At 41.2% G+C, this 21,255-nt stretch carries 15 protein-coding genes; 7 read left to right on the top strand and 8 right to left on the bottom strand.

The features are described from left to right. Positions 1-118: 118 nt before the first annotated feature. Positions 119-1,759, top strand: a complete 1,641-nt coding sequence (locus QZ576_RS06580; RefSeq protein ID WP_297095310.1) for a SulP family inorganic anion transporter — start codon at positions 119-121, stop codon at positions 1,757-1,759. On the opposite strand, the gene QZ576_RS06575 is transcribed toward QZ576_RS06580, so the two are convergent. Next, a complete protein-coding gene (locus QZ576_RS06575; RefSeq protein WP_297095309.1) occupies positions 1,756-2,802 on the bottom strand; it encodes a Gfo/Idh/MocA family oxidoreductase in 1,047 nt (348 codons plus the stop codon). The genes QZ576_RS06580 and QZ576_RS06575 overlap by 4 nt on opposite strands. 270 nt (positions 2,803-3,072) lie before the next feature. Here QZ576_RS06575 and QZ576_RS06570 point away from each other — a divergent pair, with 270 nt between their 5' ends. Then, positions 3,073-3,795, top strand: a complete 723-nt coding sequence (locus QZ576_RS06570) for an AAA family ATPase (RefSeq protein ID WP_297095307.1) — start codon at positions 3,073-3,075, stop codon at positions 3,793-3,795. Between the two features lie 340 nt (positions 3,796-4,135). Beyond that, positions 4,136-4,585, top strand: coding sequence for a hypothetical protein (locus QZ576_RS06565; RefSeq protein ID WP_297095306.1), 450 nt, complete (start codon positions 4,136-4,138; stop codon positions 4,583-4,585). Positions 4,586-4,713: 128 nt separating this feature from the next. On the opposite strand, the gene QZ576_RS06560 is transcribed toward QZ576_RS06565, so the two are convergent. The 3 genes from QZ576_RS06560 to QZ576_RS06550 form a co-directional block, all read right to left on the bottom strand. Next, positions 4,714-5,709, bottom strand: coding sequence for a N(4)-(beta-N-acetylglucosaminyl)-L-asparaginase (locus QZ576_RS06560; protein ID WP_297095305.1), 996 nt, complete (start codon positions 5,707-5,709; stop codon positions 4,714-4,716). A 110-nt stretch (positions 5,710-5,819) separates the two neighbouring features. Beyond that, positions 5,820-7,589: a chloride channel protein gene (locus tag QZ576_RS06555; RefSeq protein WP_297095304.1), complete on the bottom strand. Its 1,770-nt coding sequence runs from the start codon at positions 7,587-7,589 to the stop codon at positions 5,820-5,822. Positions 7,590-7,614: 25 nt separating this feature from the next. Then, positions 7,615-9,396: a chloride channel protein gene (locus tag QZ576_RS06550; RefSeq protein ID WP_297095302.1), complete on the bottom strand. Its 1,782-nt coding sequence runs from the start codon at positions 9,394-9,396 to the stop codon at positions 7,615-7,617. 97 nt (positions 9,397-9,493) lie between these two features. Here QZ576_RS06550 and QZ576_RS06545 point away from each other — a divergent pair, with 97 nt between their 5' ends. Both QZ576_RS06545 and QZ576_RS06540 read left to right on the top strand, forming a co-directional pair. Next, on the top strand, positions 9,494-10,360 hold the full coding sequence (locus QZ576_RS06545) for a TIGR01777 family oxidoreductase (protein ID WP_297095300.1): 867 nt from the start codon (positions 9,494-9,496) through the stop codon (positions 10,358-10,360). A 63-nt stretch (positions 10,361-10,423) separates the two neighbouring features. Next, entirely contained in the window at positions 10,424-12,556 is a 2,133-nt protein-coding gene (locus tag QZ576_RS06540) for an FUSC family membrane protein (protein ID WP_297095299.1), read from the top strand. 69 nt (positions 12,557-12,625) lie between these two features. Here the strand turns inward: QZ576_RS06540 and pckA are convergent, their stop codons facing one another. Together pckA and xerD are read right to left on the bottom strand one after the other, a co-directional pair. Then, positions 12,626-14,230: a phosphoenolpyruvate carboxykinase (ATP) gene (pckA, locus tag QZ576_RS06535; RefSeq protein WP_297095297.1), complete on the bottom strand. Its 1,605-nt coding sequence runs from the start codon at positions 14,228-14,230 to the stop codon at positions 12,626-12,628. Positions 14,231-14,471: 241 nt separating this feature from the next. Further along, positions 14,472-15,371 (bottom strand): site-specific tyrosine recombinase XerD, encoded by a 900-nt coding sequence (gene xerD / locus QZ576_RS06530; RefSeq protein WP_297095296.1) that lies wholly within the window; start codon positions 15,369-15,371, stop codon positions 14,472-14,474. 139 nt (positions 15,372-15,510) lie between these two features. Between xerD and aroQ the strand changes: the two genes are divergently transcribed. Both aroQ and pyk read left to right on the top strand, forming a co-directional pair. Beyond that, positions 15,511-15,927, top strand: a complete 417-nt coding sequence (gene aroQ / locus QZ576_RS06525) for a type II 3-dehydroquinate dehydratase (RefSeq protein ID WP_297095294.1) — start codon at positions 15,511-15,513, stop codon at positions 15,925-15,927. Positions 15,928-16,029: 102 nt separating this feature from the next. Further along, on the top strand, positions 16,030-17,448 hold the full coding sequence (gene pyk, locus QZ576_RS06520) for a pyruvate kinase (protein ID WP_297095292.1): 1,419 nt from the start codon (positions 16,030-16,032) through the stop codon (positions 17,446-17,448). Between the two features lie 440 nt (positions 17,449-17,888). On the opposite strand, the gene QZ576_RS06515 is transcribed toward pyk, so the two are convergent. Then, positions 17,889-18,542, bottom strand: a complete 654-nt coding sequence (locus tag QZ576_RS06515) for an outer membrane lipoprotein carrier protein LolA (protein WP_297095290.1) — start codon at positions 18,540-18,542, stop codon at positions 17,889-17,891. A 98-nt stretch (positions 18,543-18,640) separates the two neighbouring features. Next, on the bottom strand, positions 18,641-21,091 hold the full coding sequence (locus tag QZ576_RS06510) for a DNA translocase FtsK 4TM domain-containing protein (RefSeq protein WP_297095287.1): 2,451 nt from the start codon (positions 21,089-21,091) through the stop codon (positions 18,641-18,643). Positions 21,092-21,255 lie beyond the last annotated feature (164 nt).

Genomic DNA, 21,255 nt, shown 5'->3' with positions numbered 1-21,255 from the left:
ACCACACACTGTAACTCACTGATTTACTGCAATTAGCAAAACTTCTTAATTTTCTAACTTAAGTTCAGAACAATGAGGCAGTAATCCATGTAATTTTGCGCGAAATTTCGTCAGTATCATGAATACAATATTTAAGCCCAAACTATTTACGATTTTAAAAAACGGCATCAGTAAAAAACAAGTTACGTCGGATATACTCGCCGGAGTTGTTGTTGGTATAGTTGCCCTCCCACTGGCCATCGCTTTTGCAGTTGCGTCGGGCGTTTCTCCTGAAAAAGGTTTGATCACCGCTGTAGTTGCCGGTTTTCTAATTTCGTTTTTGGGTGGTAGCCGCGTGCAGATTGGCGGTCCAACCGGAGCTTTTATTGTAATTGTTTACGGAATTATACAACAATACGGCGTAAACGGACTCATTATTTCTACCGTTTTGGCCGGTGTCATTCTAATTCTATTTGGTGTCTTAAAATTAGGGACATTGCTAAAATTTATCCCCCACCCGCTTATCGTTGGATTTACAAGCGGTATTGCACTGGTCATTTTTTCAACTCAAATTAAAGACGCGCTGGGATTAACCATTACCGATCTTCCATCGGGATTTATCGAAAAATGGCACGTTTATATTAGCAACCTCGGCAGCGTAAATATTGCAGCCTTACTCGTAACGCTGGCAACGATTGCCATAACGCTGATCAGCGGAAAATTTGTAAAAAAAATACCGGGATCGTTTATTGCCATTATCCTTGTTACACTGGTTGTGCAGCTTTTTAAAATCCCCATTGCAACCATTGAAACCTATTTTGGAGAAATCAGCAATACCATTCATTTTACGATTCCTCAGATACGTTTGAACGATCTGCAAAATTACCTGGAGCCAGCTTTAACAATTGCTCTGCTCGGTGGTATTGAATCACTGTTATCGGCAGTGGTTGCCGATGGTATGATAAGTGGAAAACACCGCTCGAATACCGAATTGATCGCGCAAGGAATTGCCAATGTTGTTACACCGTTTTTTGGTGGAATTCCGGCAACCGGGGCGATTGCACGTACAGCAACCAACGTAAAAAATGGCGGACGCACACCAATTGCGGGTATTGCACATGCCATTACCTTGTTGCTGATTATGCTGTTTCTGGGAAAATGGGCCAAATTGATTCCGATGTCGTGCCTGGCTGGGATTTTAATTATCGTTGCCTATAACATGAGTGAATGGCGCTCGTTTGCTTCCATTCTGAAAGGATCGGTATTTGACATCATTGTGCTGCTTACCACTTTCATTTTAACGGTGCTGGTTGACTTAACTGTAGCTATCGAAGTTGGCGTAGTACTCTCCGCAATTCTGTTTATGAAACGTATGTCAGACATCAGCGAAAAACGCATAAACAATGTTGTTGACACCGATGTAATTGAAGACTATTCGCAGCTACCGAAGGGTGTTTCTGTTTACGAAATCAGTGGTCCGCTGTTTTTTGCTTCGGCACGACGTTATTCCGAGGTAATTCAGGAAACCGGACAAGGTTGCGACACACTAATTCTGCGTATGCGCCATGTTTCTTTTGTAGATGAAACGGGAATGAAAAACCTGCAGAGTTCGCTTAAAATCCTTCAGAAACAAGGAGTGAAAGTGATATTATCGGGTGTTTCTACGCAACTGAAAAATGACTTGGAAAAACGACTCAGCTCAAAAGTTATCGATTACATTGACATGGAAGATTCGTTTGAAAAAGCGCTAGAACATGCAAAACTAACTTCCGCGTCTTAAAGGATTACTGTTCGCTGCTCTTTATTACTCAACAAACAAGCCTCCAATATTTTCAAAACTTCCAGTGCCTGTTCCGGCCTGACTAATAAAGTTTTGCCGTTTCGGATTGCTTCGTACAGGTTATTGTAAAAAATGCGATAATCACCGGGTATGGTCTCTACCAATTCTTCTACATGCTCATCGTTTTCGGTGTAAACCAGCATTCCCCACCAGTCTTCTTCTTCTTTTCCCCAATCTTCACCTTCGGGCAAATTGCCTGCTTTTAACAAATCTTCCTGCCCATCGATCCCCCACTTTTTAAACGTGCCGTACTCTCCGTTTAAAGTATATCTTGGTCCGGGATCCATTACCAGGTACGAGCATTTCAACAATGCAGAAAAACCGTCATAATCGAGCCGGATGTCGTAATAGTCAGCAACTTTTCCTCCGGTTCGCACCGTTTTTAAATGTGCAGTAACAGTCTGCGGTTTTCCAAACAACACATAAGCCTGGTCAACCATATGCGATCCGAGGTTATACAAAACGCCACAATATTCATCGCCTTCTTCTTTCCAGGTATCCGCCGTAATTTCAGTGCGGTATCGGTCGTAATGCGATTCAAACTCTACCAACCTTCCAAAACGTGCTTCTTCAATCACTTTTTGCACTGTTCTAAAATCCCCGTCCAATCGGCGGTTCTGAAAAACAGTATAAACCAGATTTTTTGATTTTGCCAATTCAATGAGCACTTCCAACTCTAAACTTCGAAATGTTGCCGGTTTTTCAACTACCACATGTTTACCGGCTTCCAGCGCCAGTTTTACCATGGAATAATGGAATTTATCAGGTGTGTTTACGATTACCAGTTCCACCTCGTCATCGGTTAAAATATCGTCGTAGTTTGTTACAATCGTGGCATCCGGGAACAACTCTTTCGATAATGTTTTAGAACGTTCGAGCACCAATTTAACTCTGAAATTCGGGTTCACTTTCAACAACGGTCCGTGAAATACTTTTCCCGACATACCAAAAGAAGCCAACGCCACTGTAACCTGATTCTTCATGCTAAAAATGTATAATTTAATCCTCACAAAATTCTCTTCAATAAAAATACGCAAATAAGTTTCGCTCGCAAAAGTTGCTGAATAACATTCGCCAAACATGGTATTGTATAACACATTAGCTTCTATTCCACAAAATTTGATCGTAAATTGGTCTGATAAACTACACTAACATTCCGGTTATGAAACGGACACCTACATTTATTTCTCCCCACAGCGTATGCATGGTGCCAGTTACATATGATACCACTGGAAACAAACAATCCTAATCATATGAAAAATTTTCTGCAGAGTTATCTAAACGAATCGAAATGTATTAACCTCGAATCAGGTGACTATCCCGGACCTTTTCTTACCATTTCGCGACAAGCCGGTTGTTCGGCAAAGCGCTTAGCCATTAAGCTTTCGAAGATTCTGACGGGCTACAGTTACATGTCGGAAACCAAAACCGATGTGGAGTGGAAATATGTTGACAAAGGTGTGTTTTTAGGTGTTGTTGATGAAATGATTGAGGAATTGAAAGCGGGGGATTTTGAAGATGCCGACGAATCGATATTGTTTTTGAAGGAAGTTGGGAGAGCTTTTATCGATGAAACGATCTACGACATTTCGGACGTTAAATTAATTGCAGCCTTAAAAGGAATAATTTGCCGATTGGCTTATCACGGACGCACCATTATTGTTGGCCGATCGTCGGGAGCAATTCTGAAAGACATTCCAAACAAACTGAACATCAGGCTTGAAGCACCAACCGACTGGAGAATTCACCGAATAATGCAAATTAAAGACATGACCAGAAATGAGGCTGCAGAATACATTACGCTAGCTGATAAAAAGAGAGACGCGTTTATTGAAAAGATAATTGGTAGAAAAGCCGAAAACGATGATTTCGATGTTATTTTTAATTACGCCTCAATGGAAGACGATCAAATAGTTGACGCGGTAATTAACATATTACGGAATAAAAAAATTATTGCTCCCCATTACGAATTCTAACAAATTTCTTATTTTAGCCTTAAGAAGTAATGAAATAACATCTTCTGAAAATCAGAAGAAATTAATTTAAATCTCACCTTACCAAGGCCTTTCTTCGGAGAGGCTTTGTTTTTTGAATAATTTTTTGAGATTTTAATTAAAAAACAACGATTTTTTTGTGAAAATCTAATAATTAGTCCGTTACTTTGATATAAGATTTTAATTCGTACTTCACCTGCTTTTTGTGATTTTCCGTTTTAACGTCTGACGCGTTCTTTATATTTAACAATAATTTTTTAAGAATAAAGCGGTATAATGCCGCCAGTTTTTACATTTATACATTTATATTTTTCTATTTTTTATGAATTTATTTGTTGCAAAGTTAGACTCATCGATTACAGGTGACTACTTAAATGAGCTGTTCTCTGCACACGGAGAAGTAGCGTCTGCCAAAGTTATTTTTGACAGAGAAACGGGAAACTCGAAATGTTTTGGTTTTGTTGAAATGCCAAACGAAGAAGAAGCTAATGCAGCGATTGCTGCACTTAATGATGCGGAAATTGAAGGAAAACAAATCGTAGTTAAGGAAGCAAATCCTCCACAAGAACGTCCACGTCGTGATTTTAATCGCGGTGGCGGCGGTGGTGGCTACAACCGCGGTGGCGGTGGTGGTTACAACCGTGGCGGCGGCGACCGCAGAGGCGGTGGCGGTGGTGGCTACGATCGTCGCGGTGGCGGCGGTGGCGACCGCAGAGGCGGTGGCGGTGGTGGCTACGATCGTCGCGGTGGCGGCGGTGGCGACCGTTGGTAAGCTTACCGAAAGATATTTTAAAAAAAGGTGTTCGTTTGTCGAACACCTTTTTTTATGGGCTTATAAATATTCAAGCTATTTTCTGAGAATAGATCTTCTCTTCTATTTTTTAAGAAAACACCAAGAATCTATAATTTCTTTAGCCAGGCTTCTGCCTCTATCAATTCGGTTTGGTCAGCCGTTTTTACGGCATAGTTAAAACCGGGCTGGATACAAAACGATCCGTATTCGCCTTTTGTATTTAGAGCAATGTAACCAATTTGATGATTTTGATAATCGGGAATTTTTTTCGCGATACGACGAACTGCTTCTTCGCAAGCCCTGTCGGGCGACATACCGCTGCGCATTAATTCAACCACCAAAAACGACCCCAGCGTTTTCATTACCAGTTCGCCCGATCCGGTAGCTGTTGCTCCTCCCACTTCGCCATCAACAAATAAACCGGCGCCAATAATCGGTGAGTCGCCTACCCTTCCGGGCATTTTATAACCCATCCCGCTGGTGGTACAAGCACCCGAGATACGCCCATCTTCGTCGAGCGCCAACATCCCAATAGTATCGTGGTTGTCTTCGGTAACATTTTCAATGTTGATCTTGTTACTGAATTCTTTGTTTTCCTTTTTCCACTTCTTCCACTCCTTTTTACGAGCTTTGGTTAGCAGCTTTTCTTTTTCGAAACCATTATCAAGCGCAAATTCTAACGCTCCTTTACCGCTCAGCATTACATGCGGTGTTTTCTCCATAACCAGGCGAGCCACCGAAACAGGGTGAACAATGTGCTGCAAGTAGGTTACACTTCCTGCGCGCCCTTTTTCGTCCATAATACAGGCATCGAGCGTTACTTTTCCGCTGGCATCCGGAATTCCGCCTTTTCCAACCGTAATAACATTCGGATCGCCTTCCGGAACACGCACTCCAGCCTCTACAGCTTCAAGCGAGTGACCTCCTTTCGACAGAATCTCCCAGGCGGCTTCGTTAGCCGGCATACCATGATTCCATGTTGAAATTACAACCGGGTATTTACTTGTCGATTGGAAAACTGAATTTGAAAACGCTTTTGAGGCTACACCGGCACCGGCAAGCACTAACGAACTTTTCGCTATAAAGGAACGTCGGGATATCATAAATTGAGACTTATTAAATTTTTTTCAAAAGTAACAAAATACATTCCAAAACTCAGCGCTCTGACGTTTTTAAATATTTATAACTTTTAATGAAACGAAATATAACAGCTTTATTCGTGCGAGAAATACTCCAGCGTTTTTCTGTAGTTGGAGAATACCACCGCGCGCGAAATAAATCCAAGGTATTTACCATCGTCGATAACAGCCAGGTTGTAACGGTTTGATGTCTCAAATTTTTTGGCCACCGTTTCCATATTGTCTTTCGACGAAATATAAAATTCAGGCATAAACATCAGGTCTTTCACCATCACCTGATCGTAGAGTTCATGCTCAAAAATAAGATGCTTCACCTTCGATAGTTTTACCATCCCTTTCAGGTAACCGTCTTTATCAACAATTGGAAATAAATTCCGGTTTGATTTGGAAATTGCTTTTACCAAATCGCGTAAACTGGCATCGGGAGAAATAATTTCAAAGTCGTTCTCAATCAGCTTTTTCACCTCCATCGACCGTAGAATTGCTTTGTCTTTGTGGTGTGTAATTAAATCGCCGGTTTGTGCCAGGTGTTTCGTATAAATTGAATGTGGCTCAAAACGCATAATGGTAACATACGCCACCGTTGAAGTTATCAGCAAGGGAATAAACAAACCATAACCTCCGGTAATTTCGGCGGTTAAGAATATTCCGGTAAGTGGTGCATGCATAACGGCTGCCATCATTCCGGCCATTCCTGCCAATGCAAAATTATTCTCCGGCACTCCAAGGTCGAAAAAAGTATTGAGCATAAACACCAGAAAATAACCGGCAATAGCTCCGGTAAAAAGTGTTGGAGCAAAAATACCTCCGTTACCGCCCGAACCTGTTGTAGCCGACATGGCAAAGACTTTAAAAAAGAGAATTCCGGCCAACACGAGTAAAACGATGTATGGATTATCTTTCCATTGAAAGAACATGGAATTATTCAACAAATCAGCGCCCTGGTTATTAAAAACCGAGTTAATACTGGTGTACCCCTCGCCCCAAAGCGGAGGAAAAATGAATATTAAAATACCAAGTGTAACTGCGCCAATAACCACACGCACAAACCAATTGTTTATACCTGCAAAACGCTTTTCGAGAAACATGGTTCCGCGGGTAAAATATATTCCTAACAATCCGGTAAAAATTCCCACGAGCATGTAAATCCATATCATATTAATATGAAATGGTGCAATCTGGTCGAAATGAAGCATTACTCCTTCGCCCATAAAAAAGTACGAAATTACGGTGGCCGAAACTGCCGAAATAAGTAGTGGGATCAAGAAGGCCATCGTCAGGTCGAGCATCAAAACTTCAAGTGTAAAAACAATACCCGCCATTGGCGCATTAAAAATACCGGCAATTGCACCGGCAGCACCGCAGCCCACCATCAGCGTGATGTATTTATACCGTAACTTAAAAACTCGGGCAAGGTTCGAGCCAATTGAAGCACCTGTTAAAACAATCGGTGCCTCCGATCCTACCGATCCACCAAAACCAATGGTTAGCGAACTGGCAATCATCGATGAATAAGTTTTTGATGGCCGTAGCTTACTGCTTTTCTTCGATATTGAATATAGAATTTTTGAAACTCCGTGCCCGATGTCATCGCGAATTACGTACCGAACAAACAATACCGTTAGCATTATCCCGATAAATGGATACAGTAAATAGAGGTAATTAAACCCTTCAACTGCAATCATCTCGGTTAACTCTTCAGCAACAAAGTGGATTAGGTTTTTTAACAACAGGGCTGCGAGTCCACTTAACAGTCCTACAATTAAACTTAGCAAATACAAAAAGTTCTTTTCCGGAATTTTTGCTATTCGCCAGGCAACAAGTCGATTAAGTAACTTATTCAACAACAACTTGTTAATTCGAAAAATTCTAAACATGAGAAACATTAATTATCTGTTTACGATAGCGGGTAAAAACACGTGCCCGCGAAATAAATCCGATGTATTTGCCATCTTCGATTACAGCCAGGTTATAACGCCCCGATGATTCAAATTTAGCAGTAACAATTTCCATACTATCATTCGGGTCGATAGAAAATTCAGGCATATACATCAACTCGTTTATTTTCACAGTATCGTATAGTTCATGTTTGAAGATCATCGTTCTCACATCGTCCATTTTTACCATGCCCACCAATGTTCCGTCATCAGAAACGATCGGGAACAAATCGCGGTGAGCCCTTGTAATGGCCTCGGTGAGGTCGCGCAAAGTTGCATCGGGCGACAATACTTCAAAGTCAGTTTCGATTAGATTTTTTACTTGCATCAGCTGCAACACGTTCGCATCTTTATCGTGAGTTAGCAATTCTTTACGTTTTGCCAACTGAATATGATACACCGAATTAGGCGTAAATGCCCTGACAATAAGGTATGCAAACGTTGCAGTAACCATGAGGGGCACAAATAACTTGTACCCTCCTGAAATATCTGCTATCAGGAATATTCCGGTGAGCGGCGCATGTAAAACGCCGGCAATTAACCCGGCCATTCCGATTAGTGCAAAGTTATTCGAATTTAGTTCTCGTACGCCCAGACGGTTAATAATTAACGAAAAAAGCATTCCTGTGTTAACTCCCATAAAAAGCGTTGGCGCAAAAATACCACCAACACCGCCAGCTCCAAAGGTGAGCGATGTGGCCACGATCTTAAGCAAAATAACAGCCACGATGAGCAACATGGCAGCCCACATTTCTTCTCGTAACGAATAGAATAAACTATTATCGAAAAGATAGTTTAAATCGCCGGCCAAACATTCGTTAATCGATTCGTATCCTTCGCCATAAAGTGCCGGAAAGAGAAAGATCAATGCCCCCAAACTTACACCTCCAGCTACCAACCGGATTCTGCTATTTTTAAATTTCTCAAAAATCCCCGCAATAAATAGGTACATTTTAGAGAAATAAACCGACACAAAACCGGTTACAATTCCCAAAGCAATATAGTAGGGTAAATCTGCCAGTTTAAAAGCGTCGACCACGGTAAACGGGTAAAGTACATCCTGGCCCAAAAACAAATACGATGTTACTACCGCGGTTGACGATGCCAGCAAAAGTGGCACCAGCGAAAATACGGTCAGGTCGATCATAATCACCTCAACAGCAAAAACGATAGCTGCGATGGGCGCTTTAAAAATAGCTGCCATCGCCCCTGCGCAGGCACAGGCCAACATTAAAATGGTATTCTTATAATTTAGCCGAAACACCTTGGCAATCCACGATCCCCATGCCGTTCCGGTTGCCACAGTTGGTCCCTCGAGCCCAACAGAACCACCAAAACCAACAGTCAGGGCCGATGTTATTACCGACGAATACAAATTATGTCGTCGTATATCGCCTTTACGTTTTGAGATGCTATACAAAACAGTTGGAATTCCGTGCCTTACCTCCGAGCGAATAACATACTTAATCAGTACAACTGCCAAAAAAATACCCACAACAGGCATGGCAAAATAAATGTAGTTATGAACTTCGTTAGAGACCAATCGGTGTACCAAATCTTCAGTAAACCTTACGGTATTTTTAAGCACAACAGCCGCCATTCCGGCCAGGACTCCAATAACAATACTAAGCAAAGTTAAAAAACCTCGTTCGCCGAGGTGTTTTAAACGCCACCGGTGGAACTTAACCCAAATATGTTGTCCGTCCTTTGCCATTTTTCGATCTGGTAAAAGTAACAATTAGCAAGCGCTCTTAACAATTTTTAAGAACTAAAAACCTAAAGTTTTTGTTAACCTAATAAATTGGAAAAGTATGAAGATTAAACTCACGGGGAGTAACGGATATATTGGCGGATTAATTTTAACCGAATTGCAAAAAAAAGGGCACTCTGTTTCGGGTATTAAACGAGACTTACTTTATGGTCCATCAACAAATTTGCAAAAGGAATTGCGCAATACCGATGTTGTAATTAACCTTGCCGGAGCACCTATTTTACAACGCTGGACAAAGAAAAATAAAGCAACCATTTACAAGAGCCGTGTAGAGACCACCCATAATCTTGTAAAAGAAATTGTTGAATTGCCAGAAAATGAACGCCCCAAAAAAGTAGTATCAGCATCTGCAATTGGCATTTATAAATCAGGCTATTCGCACACCGAAAAAAGCACATACTTTGATGAAGGTTTTGTTGGGAAAGTGGTTAAAGACTGGGAACACGAACTAACCGCATTACCCAACGATGTGCAAACCATTATTTTTCGTTTAGGAATTGTATTTGGGAAAGAAGCCAAAACAATACAAAACATGCTTCTTCCTTTTAAACTGGGTCTTGGAGGCAAGATCGGATCGGGCAAGCAGGCCTTTCCATTTATTCACGAACAAGATGTGGTAAATGCTTTTGTTTGGGCTACCGAAACACTTGAAACCAGTGACACTTTCAATTTAACCGCACCCGAAACCATTTCGAATAAAGAATTTACCCACAGCTTTGCAAGTGAGCTAAATCGCCCAGCGTTTTTTACCGTCCCTGCTTTTGCCTTAAAGTTGGTGTTTGGCAAGGCAGCTTCGCTTCTTACGGAGTCACCGGAAGTTTCATCGGAAAAACTACTTAAAGCAGGCTTTCATTTCAAATACCCAACAATAAAAGCTACCTTACAAAATATTATTGTTAAGAGCTAGAAACTTTAGTCGTTAATTTCTGTTCTCATTCATTAGCTTTGTAAAACAACACTAAGAATAAGTATGAAGAACCAGGAAAAAGGCCATTTGCGAACGAACATAAAATTTTTCCGTGATGTATTTCTGTTACATCCCTACCGTTTGTTTGCTTTGCGCGCAACTATTTCGATGGGTGTTTTGGCAGTACCGTTTATAATTGCCGGCCTGCCGTTTTTTGGGGTAACTCTGGCTCTGGGAGCACTGGCAGGCGCCTTATCGGAAACCGATGACCACCCGAAAGGACGTGTAAAATCGCTGTCGATAACCATCCTGAGTTTCTTTATCTCCAGTTTTTCGGTAGGGCTGTTAAATAACTACACCTGGATTCTTGGCGCCGGATTTATACTCTCCACTATTATATTCATTTTAATTGGTGGAATTGGCGAACGTTATCGTGCCATTACATTCGGCTCCATACTGGTTGGTATTTATGCCATGCTCGGTATCGAGATCAGTCCGGCGTGGTATTGGCAAGCGATTTTATTACCTGCCGGAGCACTTTTTCACGGCATTCTAACTTTGATTTTGATCTTCCGGAATCCGTGGCGATTACTCGACCAGCAAATGGCAAATGGTTTCAGGGCACTAGCTGATTATCTCGAGAAAAAGGCCCAGCTTTTCCCCAGTGACAAAAAAGACCAGGAAGACATTAATAAAGACCTCGCTTTGCTAAACGTGAATGTTGTAAATGCACTTGAACGCATAAAAAACGTATTGAATAACTATGCCAGCGAAATGAAGAACACCGAGGCGTTGAACAGCTACCTACAGCGTTTTATGTTGTTGCAGAGTCTACATGAGCGGGCAGCATCAACGCACCAGCGCCACGATAAATTGGGAAACAGCAACGAACAAATCGAGATTTTGGAAGGTTTTGGCGAGATGCTTCGTCAACTGGCATACGCATCGCGCATGGTTGCCGAAAATATGCTGACCGGAACGCCTTACAATCACCCGCCGGCACTCGAATGGATTTCAAAAGCCATCGACGATAAACTAAAAACAATGCCTGTCGAAGATGCCCAGGACCTGATTCTGCTTCATCATAATTTGCACCGCTCGCATGTTTCGTTAAAATACCTCGATAACCTGGAGGAAGGAACTTCAATTCCCCGTTTACGACGCGATGAACGAACACCGTGGCAACGTTTGAAAGAGCAGCTAACTTTGCGTCATCCACGAATGCGTTATGCATTACGGCTCAGTTTAACCTTTGCGCTGGGATACGTCCTCCAAATCTATCTCGATCTCGACAAAGGTCAGTGGGTGATGCTAACCAGTTTATTTGTTAGTCAGATCACCTACAGCGACACCCGCCGCCGCCTTTTCGAGCGTTTACTCGGAACTGCAACAGGTATTATTATTGGCGCTGCATTATTACAGATATTTACAACCACAGCGGCACAGGTACTGCTCATGATGGGTTCAGCCATGGCCTTTTTCTACTGGCTGCGAAAAAAATATTCGGTAGCAGTAATATTTGTAACCACTTTTGTGTTGAGTGCTTTTAATATTATTTCGAACGACGGAGGCATAAACATTATGGTTCCGCGCCTGATTGATACACTGCTTGGTGCAACCTTGTCGTTTCTCACCATTCGCTTTTTGTGGCCGGGGTGGCAGTATCGACGTATTTCGGGGCTTATTTCAACAGCTATGGAAAAGAACAGAAACTATTTTCAGGCCATTGCAAAAGAGTATAAGCAAGCCAGTAACGACGATTTAAAGTACCGTATTGCCCGAAGAGAAGCCCACCTGGCCGATAACGAACTGGCACAAGCCTGGAACAGTATGCGCCAGGAACCCAAAAGCAAACAGCGCATAATGGAAAACGCGTTAACCATTACCTATTTAAATCATGCGCTTTTGTCGCATCTTTCGGCGCTAGGAGCACATCGCGAAACCCATATTGAGAGCTACAAAGACATTGAGCCGTTGTTTCAGCAAATTGATAAAAAGCTAAACGAGGCAGGAAAAGAGAGCACAATTAAAGAAGATAAATTTTCGTCGGACCTATCGGAACTATTATTGACACTGCAACAGCAAATTAAAGACACCGAAGCCGGTTTAAAACGACAGCAACTTCGGTTGTTTTATAATATCGCGGCTACTACATCTAAAATTATTGATGAGTTAAAACGTTCCGGTATCCATTAAAAAATAAGGCATAAAAAAAACCTCCTGCCCAAAAGCAGAAGGTTTTGAATATATAAAGATTGATCTGAATTAGTCAACTTGTGGACCAGCAGCAACCAATGCTTTACCTTCTTCGTTATCAGTATATTTAACGAAGTTTTTAACAAAGCGGCCACCAAGATCTTGAGCTTTATCTTCCCATTCTTTAACGTCAGCGTAAGTGTCGCGTGGGTCAAGAATGTTAGTATCAACTCCTGGCAATGCTGTAGGTACTTCCAGGTTAAATACCGGAATAGTTTTAGTTTCAGCTTTCTCGATAGAACCATCAAGGATAGCGTTGATAATACCACGAGTATCTTTAATAGAGATACGTTTACCAGTACCGTTCCATCCAGTGTTTACTAAGTAAGCTTCAGCTCCGTGCTCTTCCATTTTTTTCACCAATTCCTGAGCATATTTTGTTGGGTGCAATGTTAAGAATGCAGCACCAAAACATGCAGAGAAAGTAGGCTGAGGAGCAGTTACACCACGCTCAGTACCTGCTAATTTTGCAGTAAATCCTGATAAGAAGTGATATTTAGTTTGCTCTGGAGTCAGTTTTGAAACCGGAGGCAATACACCAAATGCATCAGCAGAAAGGAAAATTACTTTTTGCGCGTGACCAGCTTTTGATGGTACAGCGATGTTTTCGATGTGGTTGATTGGGTAAGATACACGAGTGTTCTGAGTTGTAGAACCGTCAGTGAAATCAATTTTACCTTCAGCATCAACAGTTACGTTCTCTAAAAGAGCGTTACGTTTGATAGCACCGAAAATTTCTGGCTCAGCATCTTTGTCCAGGTCGATAGTTTTTGCGTAACAACCACCTTCGAAGTTGAATACACCATCGTCGTCCCAACCGTGCTCGTCGTCACCAATTAACTGGCGGCTTGCATCAGTTGAAAGAGTTGTTTTACCTGTACCTGAAAGACCGAAGAAGATAGCAACGTCACCTTCTTTACCAACGTTAGCCGAACAGTGCATTGAAGCAATACCGCGAAGTGGCAAGTAGTAGTTCATCATTGCGAACATACCTTTTTTCATTTCGCCACCGTACCATGTACCACCAATTACCTGCATTTTTTCAGTCAGGTTAAATACAGTGTACACTTCTGAGTTCAAGCCGTGCTCTTTGTATTTTTCGTTAGTGGTTTTAGAACCGTTCATTACAACGAAATCAGGCTCGCCGTAAGCTTCCAATTCTTCTGCAGTTGGACGAAGGAACATGTTAGTCACGAAGTGAGCTTGCCATGCAACTTCCATAATGAAACGAACTTTCAAACGAGTGTCTTCGTTAGCTCCACAGAAAGTGTCAACTACGAATAATTTTTTTCCTGAAAGCTCTTTTGTTGTTGTAGCTTTAAGATCGTTCCAAACTTCTTGAGTAATTGGTTTGTTATCGTTTGGTGATTCTGGAGATGTCCACCACATTGTATCTTCAGTGGTTGCATCTTTAACGATGTATTTATCTTTAGGTGAACGACCTGTAAAAACACCTGTCATTACGTTAACAGCGTCAAGCTCTGTTAACTGACCTTTTTCGAATCCTTCTAAAGCTGGATTCATTTCTTCTTCATAAAGTTTCTCGTATGAAGGGTTGTGGAGAATTTCCTGTACGTCTACAATACCGTACTTGCTTAAATCTAAATTTGCCATAACTACCTAATAATTAACTTAATAATACAATTTTTCGTCTACTTAAATCGGGACACAAAAATATCATAATTTTCCAATCGACAGGGTTGATCTCCCCCATTTGACCATTTTTTCACACCGATTAAACATTAGCTTAACAATAGAATTTTTGCGTTTAAGAAGGTATTTTTGTCTTAATTTAGACATAAAAAAAGCGCTACAAATAAAGATGTAACGCTCTTTTATTATAATCTTTTGTTGATTACGATCGTGGATGAAACTGATGGATTGTTGACTTCAGATAATCCTTATCGAGATGTGTATAAATCTCGGTCGTTAATATCGACTCGTGACCTAACATTTCCTGTACAGCTCTTAAATCTGCTCCACCATTTATCAGGTGTGTGGCAAACGAGTGACGGAAAGTATGCGGACTGATCTTTTTATCTAAGTTAACCTTAGCGGCCAGGTTTTTTATAATGGTAAAAATCATTACCCTGCTTAGTTTTCTTCCTCGGCGGTTCAAGAACAGAATATTTTCGCTGTCTTTATTCACGCGCAAGTTTTTTCTGTAGTTACCCAGGTATTTGTTAATCTCTTCAATTGCCCGTCCGCTAACCGGTACCAATCGCTCTTTACCTGCTTTTCCTTCAATTTTTATAAATCCCTGCTCAAAAAACAGGTTGGTCATTTTCAGGTTCACAAGTTCTGATACGCGTAATCCGCAACTGTACAAGGTTTCCAACATAGCTTTATTTCTTTGCCCTTCTGATTTCTTCAGATCGATAGCATTAATTAGCATATCAATTTCTTCCATCGACAAAATATCAGGAAGTTTGCGACCAATTTTTGGCGACTCGAGCAAAGCAGTCGGATCACTGGTTATTTTCTCTTCGATCAACAGGTATTTATAGAAAGATTTTATGCCGGAAATGGTTCGTGCCTGAGTTCTCGGGCTAACTCCTTTATCGTTTAACCATTCAACAAAGCTTTTTAACTGACTCAATGTTACCTTTTCAGGGGGTACCCCTTTGAAGCTTTTGTCAAAAAAATCTTCAAGCTTATTAATATCATTAATATATGCAGCTATCGAGTTCTGCGATAATGACTTCTCCAACTTCAAGTAATTCTCATATCCCTTTTTACATTCCTCCCATTTCATAATATTGCAAATTAAGGTTACTTTTATGTCTGTTTATTAAATGCTACGTACGTCTGTTAAATAGATGAACTATTATAACAAAAAAATATTACGTTGCATTTTGAATAAAGTTACTATAAAATAAATTAAAATCGAAGAAATGAAGCTCTTGATTATCAATGGACCTAACTTAAACCTACTTGGGATAAGGGAAAAGTCGATTTATGGAACAGAAAGTTTTAAAAGTTATTATGAACAATTGAAACAGGATTTTCCCGATTTAGACCTTGCCTATTATCAATCAAACGTTGAGGGAGAACTCATAAATTCGTTACACGAGCATGGTTTTAGTTACGACGGAATAATCATAAATGCAGGTGCCTATACGCACACATCGGTGGCCATTCGCGATGCAATTGCAGGTATAAAAACACCCGTTGTTGAAGTGCATATTTCAAATACACTTACGCGCGAAGATTTCAGGCATAAATCAATTATCGGCCCGGTATGTAAAGGATGTATTATGGGATTTGGCCTCGAATCGTATCGATTGGCAATTCAAAGTTTCGTAAATTGATGATGAATCTATACTCTCTATTAAATTTAATCATTCATTAAATTTAATTTAACCGTTAAATCGGGTTTTATTGTACTTTTGCGCCCTTAAAATTTAGAAGTAATGAGACAGACCAAAATTGTTGCAACAATTTCAGATCAAAGATGTGATGTAGATTTTATCCAGTCACTTTATGATGCGGGACTAAACGTAGCCCGTATTAACACCGCCCATATTACTCCCGAAAGCGGGAAAGTAATGGTGGATAATATTCGTGCGGTTTCAGATAAAATTGCAATTCTTGTTGACACGAAAGGCCCAGAAATACGAACATGTCAAACTCTTTCGGACACAGAAGTTAAGGAAGGAGAACTGGTTACATTGTCGTACTCTACCGGAGTACTGGACGATGTAAAAAACATTTGCGTTAACTACAAAGGTTTTGTAAACGACCTGAATGTAGGTAACAAAATCCTTGTGGATGACGGCGAAACTGAATTTGAAGTGGTTGAAAAACACATTCAATATTTATTGTGTAAAGTTTGCAACTCGGGCGTTATTAAAAAGCGTAAAAGTATTAACGTACCCGGCGTAGAAATTAAACTTCCATCGTTAACTGAACGCGATGTAGATTTTATTCGCTTTGCTGCAGAAAACAATCTTGATTTTATTGCACATTCATTTGTTCGTCACAAAGAAGATGTAAACGACGTTCAAAAGATTCTTGATGAGCATAATAGCCCGATTAAAATTATTGCCAAAATCGAAAATATGGAGGGTGTTGATAATATCGACGAGATATTAGAGCACGCTTATGGTATTATGGTAGCTCGTGGCGATTTGGGTATTGAACTTCCTGAATCGAAGATCCCAACTATTCAACGTAACCTGGTTCGTCGTGCAATATTGTACCAAAAACCGGTTATTATTGCTACTCAAATGCTGCACACCATGATTGAGCACCCAAGACCAACACGTGCAGAAGTTAGCGACGTGGCAAGTGCGATTTACATGGGAACCGATGCAATAATGTTAAGTGGCGAAACTGCCTACGGAAAATATCCTGTTGAAGCCGTTAAAGCGATGGCTAAAATTGCTCAGGAGGTTGAACCTGACCGCGACCGCAGAGAATTGCTTGTACCATTAAAAGCTGATATTCCGGCTTACCTGGCACAATCGGCAATTCGTATGGCACGCGAGTTAAAACCCGATGCAATTATTACATCAACAACTACAGGAAAAACAGGTCGTTACCTGGCATCGCACCGTCCGTTTTACCCGGTTTTTGTAAAATGTCACTCACACCGAGTAATGCGTGAACTGGCACTTTCTTTTGGTGTTCATCCTTCGTACCTTGAAGCGAAAAAGAACAAGATGAAGATCCAGAAAGCTGCTGTTCAGGAACTGGTTAACCAGGGAACAATTAACATGGATGACTTGGTAATTTATGTAGGTGGCCGTTTTGGTGAAGATGCCGGTGCATCGTTCATCGAAATATCAACTGCCGACAGGTTATTTATGAAACCAAAAGAATTAAGTTAACAACGATTTACTCCATAAAAAAAGCCTTGCTTCTTCATTGAAACAAGGCTTTTTCTTTTGTATACAAACCTGGATGCTGGATACTGGATGCTCGTTACTGGATGCTGGATACTCGTTGCTGGAAACTGGATGCTGGACACAACAGAATTGTTTTAACTGATAAATTGTAAAATTGTAGTTCATAACCTTTTATCCAATTCTCGGCGGAACTCTGTAATTTCTCAGTGTAACTCTGTGCTAAATCCTTTATATCTTTTTGCCTTTATACTGGCTACAAACTCGCGGCTAGTGGCTTGTAGCTTGCAACTGTTGCTCCCGGCAAAGCTGCTCTCAACTTTTGCCTTGATGCTGGATACTCGATATTGTGATTCGGTATATCACCATAAAAAAAGCCTTGCTTCTTTATAGAAACAAGGCTTTTTCTTTTTTATATACTTTAGTTATCTGAAGTCGATAACTTCTACATCGTTATAATTAGCAGCGTTAAAAACAAATTCCGAATCATCAAATCCGGCGTTTGTATCCATTTCTTTTACCAGAATTCCGTACAAGTTTCCATCGGTACTGTATAAAGTTGCCGAATGGATCATCATTTCAGCCTTATCAATAGCCACTTCAATTTTTGTTACATCGTAAGTATCCGAATCAGGGAAAAGATTGATATGATACAGTGTTTTTCCACCTTCTGTTTTTTCATCTACAAACTCCGAACGGAAACCGCGCTCGTAAATACTGAACAACGACGAAGGATCCATCAGTTCGCTGCTTTCATCATCAATATTCGAAATGGTAACCTGGTTACCGTCTTTCATGTAATTCCAGATGGTTTCGCCATTCGAAAATACTTCAACTCCCAAATCGGGCAGTTGCACGCAATATTTCTGACCTTTAATTTTTATGGTACCGGCGTTGGTTTCGTCAATATCCATTTCTTCATTCACCATCGAGAACACAAAACTGGCCGACATCGATTTAATTTCTTTGGTTTTGGCACTTACCTCATCCAGAATTTGTTTGGCCTTTGCATCGCTCTGCGACCATCCTAATGTTGCTACCATCACCAGCGCAACCATCAATACTATCCTTCTCATCATTTTACTATTGTTCTATTCCTTTGTCAGAAAATGAAAACGCTACGATTTTTCTACCCAATGTATAAATCCCGATCCCGTATCACCCTCAAAAATTAATTTTACAAACCATTCAATAACTGTTCCAAACTATATTCATCCTGAAGCAAAACCTGTCGTGCTTTACTTCCTTCGCTTGGGCCAACTATACCCGCAGCTTCCAACTGATCCATCAAACGTCCCGCACGGTTATAACCGATAGAGAATTTTCGTTGGATCATCGATGTCGATCCCATTTGGTTCATTACTACTACTCGTGCTGCATCGTCAAACAACTCATCGCGGTTTCGCAAATCCACTTCGCCCGGTCCGGGTTCCTCATCGCCGGCATACTCAGGCAATAAAAATGCCGTTGGATACCCGCGTTGATCGCCGATAAACTCAACAATATTTTCCACCTCAGGCGTATCGACAAAAGCACACTGAACACGCGTCATTTCACTTCCCTGCGAAATAAGCATATCACCACGCCCGATAAGCTGGTTCGCTCCCGGCGAATCGAGAATGGTACGCGAGTCGATCATCGATGCTACTTTAAACGCAATACGCGCCGGGAAGTTAGCCTTAATTACACCGGTAATAATATTGGTTGATGGGCGCTGCGTGGCAATAATCATATGAATTCCCACAGCCCTTGCCAGCTGTGCAATCCTTGCAATCGGCAACTCAATCTCTTTTCCGGCGGTCATAATCAGATCGGCAAACTCATCGATGATCACCACAATGTATGGCATAAACCGGTGTCCCTTTTCAGGATTCAGTCTGCGCGATATAAATTTCTTGTTATACTCTTTTATATTACGTGCCTGCGCCGCTTTCAACAAATCGTAACGTGCATCCATTTCCACGTTAATCGAATTCAGCGTATTTTTTACTTTCTGAATATCGGTGATCACCGGCTCTTCAGCATCAGGCAATTTTGCCAGGTAATGCTTTTCCAGTACCGAATAAATATTCAACTCCACCTTTTTCGGGTCGATAAAAACAAACTTTAGTTGCGACGGGTGTTTTTTGTACAACAACGAAGTAATGATGACGTTAATACCCACCGATTTACCTTGTCCGGTAGCACCTGCGACAAGTATGTGCGGCATTTTCACCAGGTCGAACATAAAGGTCTCGTTCGAAATGGTTTTTCCCAAAGCCACCGGCAATTCTGCTTTGCTCTCCTGGAATCGCTTCGAGCGAATAATCGAGTGCATCGACACCGTTTCCGGATTTTGGTTTGGCACCTCAATACCGATGGTTCCGCGCCCCGGAATTGGAGCGATAATACGAATACCCAATGCTGCCAAACTCAAGGCAATATCATCTTCCAGGTTTTTAATCTTCGAGATACGCACTCCCGGCGCCGGTACAATTTCGTAAAGTGTAATTGTTGGCCCAATGGTAGCACGGATTTTCGTAATCTCTATCTTATAATGACGTAGCGTTTCAACAATTTTATTTTTGTTGGCTACCAGCTCTTCATTTTTAACTTCGGCATTCCCGAATTTATGGTCTTCCAGCAATTCCAGTGTCGGGAATTTAAAACTGGCCAAATCCAGTGTTGGATCATAGTCTTCCAATTCCTCCGGCTCCTTGCCATCCGACTCTTCTTCCTCGTGTTTTGGCGCGACAGTTAAATTCAGGTCATCCTCTTTTTTCACCGGAATCACTTCAATATCATCCCCACTCTCCTCTTCCGGCTGCTCTATTTCAATTTCATCTTCAATCTCAACCTCCGGTTCTTCAATCGGCAAATCATCATCGTCATCCGACTCAAAAATGGCTTTCACCACATCGTCGTCATCTTCAATAACCTTTGTTATTGCCTCTTCACCATCAACTTCTTCATTCGAAATGGTCTCTTCTTCCACATCGGCATCCTCCTGCGCTGTTTCACCTGACTTCCTTTTTAACAGACTTTTCAGCATGTTAAAAGCTCCGTCGAAACGCACAACAACAATCGCCAGTCCGGAAATAAATAACAGGAATACAAGTCCAACAATCCCGATCAGCGAGCGCAGCCAGTTGCTAAGCACAAAACCATAATGCCCCCCCCAGTAGATAGCCGATCCGGCATCGGTTTTATTAAAAAACAAACCCAACGCTACCGAAAACCAAATAATACAGAGAACGCTATACCAAACACTTTTCAGGAAGTTTCCTGTTTTTCGGCCCAAAATACGCGCACCTGAAATGGCCATTAAATACACCAAACCAAATGACGCCAATCCGAATCCGCGATTCATAATAACTTCCGACAAATAAGCACCCAGTTTCATCCCTTTATTCTGAGCTTTCACCTCGGTGTTAAAAAGGAATTCGCGCCAGCCCGAGTCCATTATACTTTGATCGGCTGCACCGTAAAATAAAAACGACACAAAAGAAATTAGCAGGTAAGCTGCCACCAAAAGCACGAACAACCCAAACAGGAAATACAGTTTTTCCTTGTTTACGAGGGGTGTACGCTTCTTTTTGGTACGTTTATTTTTCGATTTTGCTGGCTTTTTTTTCGCTCTAAATGCCATGGAGTTATTTTTAATCCGAATTTTTATTCACAACAAGTTTCCAATATAACGATTAAGTTTCATTTCAATTTTTGAGATCCCAAAAATCATTCAACAAAATCGACTTTAACCGCCAAACAGGAACATTATTCTGCATAAACTGAATAATGTGGGTTAAATTGCCC

It is taken from the genome of uncultured Draconibacterium sp. (assembly GCF_913060805.1).
Classification (GTDB): domain Bacteria; phylum Bacteroidota; class Bacteroidia; order Bacteroidales; family Prolixibacteraceae; genus Draconibacterium.
The sequence above is the reverse complement of the archived record's forward strand: the minus strand, read 5'-3'. Positions and strand labels throughout refer to the sequence as shown.

Excerpts from the sequence above, each read along its gene's own strand:
- QZ576_RS06580 (WP_297095310.1), top strand. The coding sequence starts at position 119 with ATGAATACAATATTTAAGCCCAAACTATTTACGATTTTAAAAAACGGC.
- xerD (WP_297095296.1), bottom strand. The coding sequence starts at position 15,371 with ATGAAATGGGAGGAATGTAAAAAGGGATATGAGAATTACTTGAAGTTG.
- pyk (WP_297095292.1), top strand. The coding sequence starts at position 16,030 with ATGAGACAGACCAAAATTGTTGCAACAATTTCAGATCAAAGATGTGAT.
- QZ576_RS06560 (WP_297095305.1), bottom strand. The coding sequence starts at position 5,709 with ATGATATCCCGACGTTCCTTTATAGCGAAAAGTTCGTTAGTGCTTGCC.
- QZ576_RS06550 (WP_297095302.1), bottom strand. The coding sequence starts at position 9,396 with ATGGCAAAGGACGGACAACATATTTGGGTTAAGTTCCACCGGTGGCGT.
- QZ576_RS06510 (WP_297095287.1), bottom strand. The coding sequence starts at position 21,091 with ATGGCATTTAGAGCGAAAAAAAAGCCAGCAAAATCGAAAAATAAACGT.
- aroQ (WP_297095294.1), top strand. The coding sequence starts at position 15,511 with ATGAAGCTCTTGATTATCAATGGACCTAACTTAAACCTACTTGGGATA.
- QZ576_RS06540 (WP_297095299.1), top strand. The coding sequence starts at position 10,424 with ATGAAGAACCAGGAAAAAGGCCATTTGCGAACGAACATAAAATTTTTC.
- QZ576_RS06545 (WP_297095300.1), top strand. The coding sequence starts at position 9,494 with ATGAAGATTAAACTCACGGGGAGTAACGGATATATTGGCGGATTAATT.
- pckA (WP_297095297.1), bottom strand. The coding sequence starts at position 14,230 with ATGGCAAATTTAGATTTAAGCAAGTACGGTATTGTAGACGTACAGGAA.
- QZ576_RS06565 (WP_297095306.1), top strand. The coding sequence starts at position 4,136 with ATGAATTTATTTGTTGCAAAGTTAGACTCATCGATTACAGGTGACTAC.
- QZ576_RS06570 (WP_297095307.1), top strand. The coding sequence starts at position 3,073 with ATGAAAAATTTTCTGCAGAGTTATCTAAACGAATCGAAATGTATTAAC.
- QZ576_RS06515 (WP_297095290.1), bottom strand. The coding sequence starts at position 18,542 with ATGATGAGAAGGATAGTATTGATGGTTGCGCTGGTGATGGTAGCAACA.
- QZ576_RS06575 (WP_297095309.1), bottom strand. The coding sequence starts at position 2,802 with ATGAAGAATCAGGTTACAGTGGCGTTGGCTTCTTTTGGTATGTCGGGA.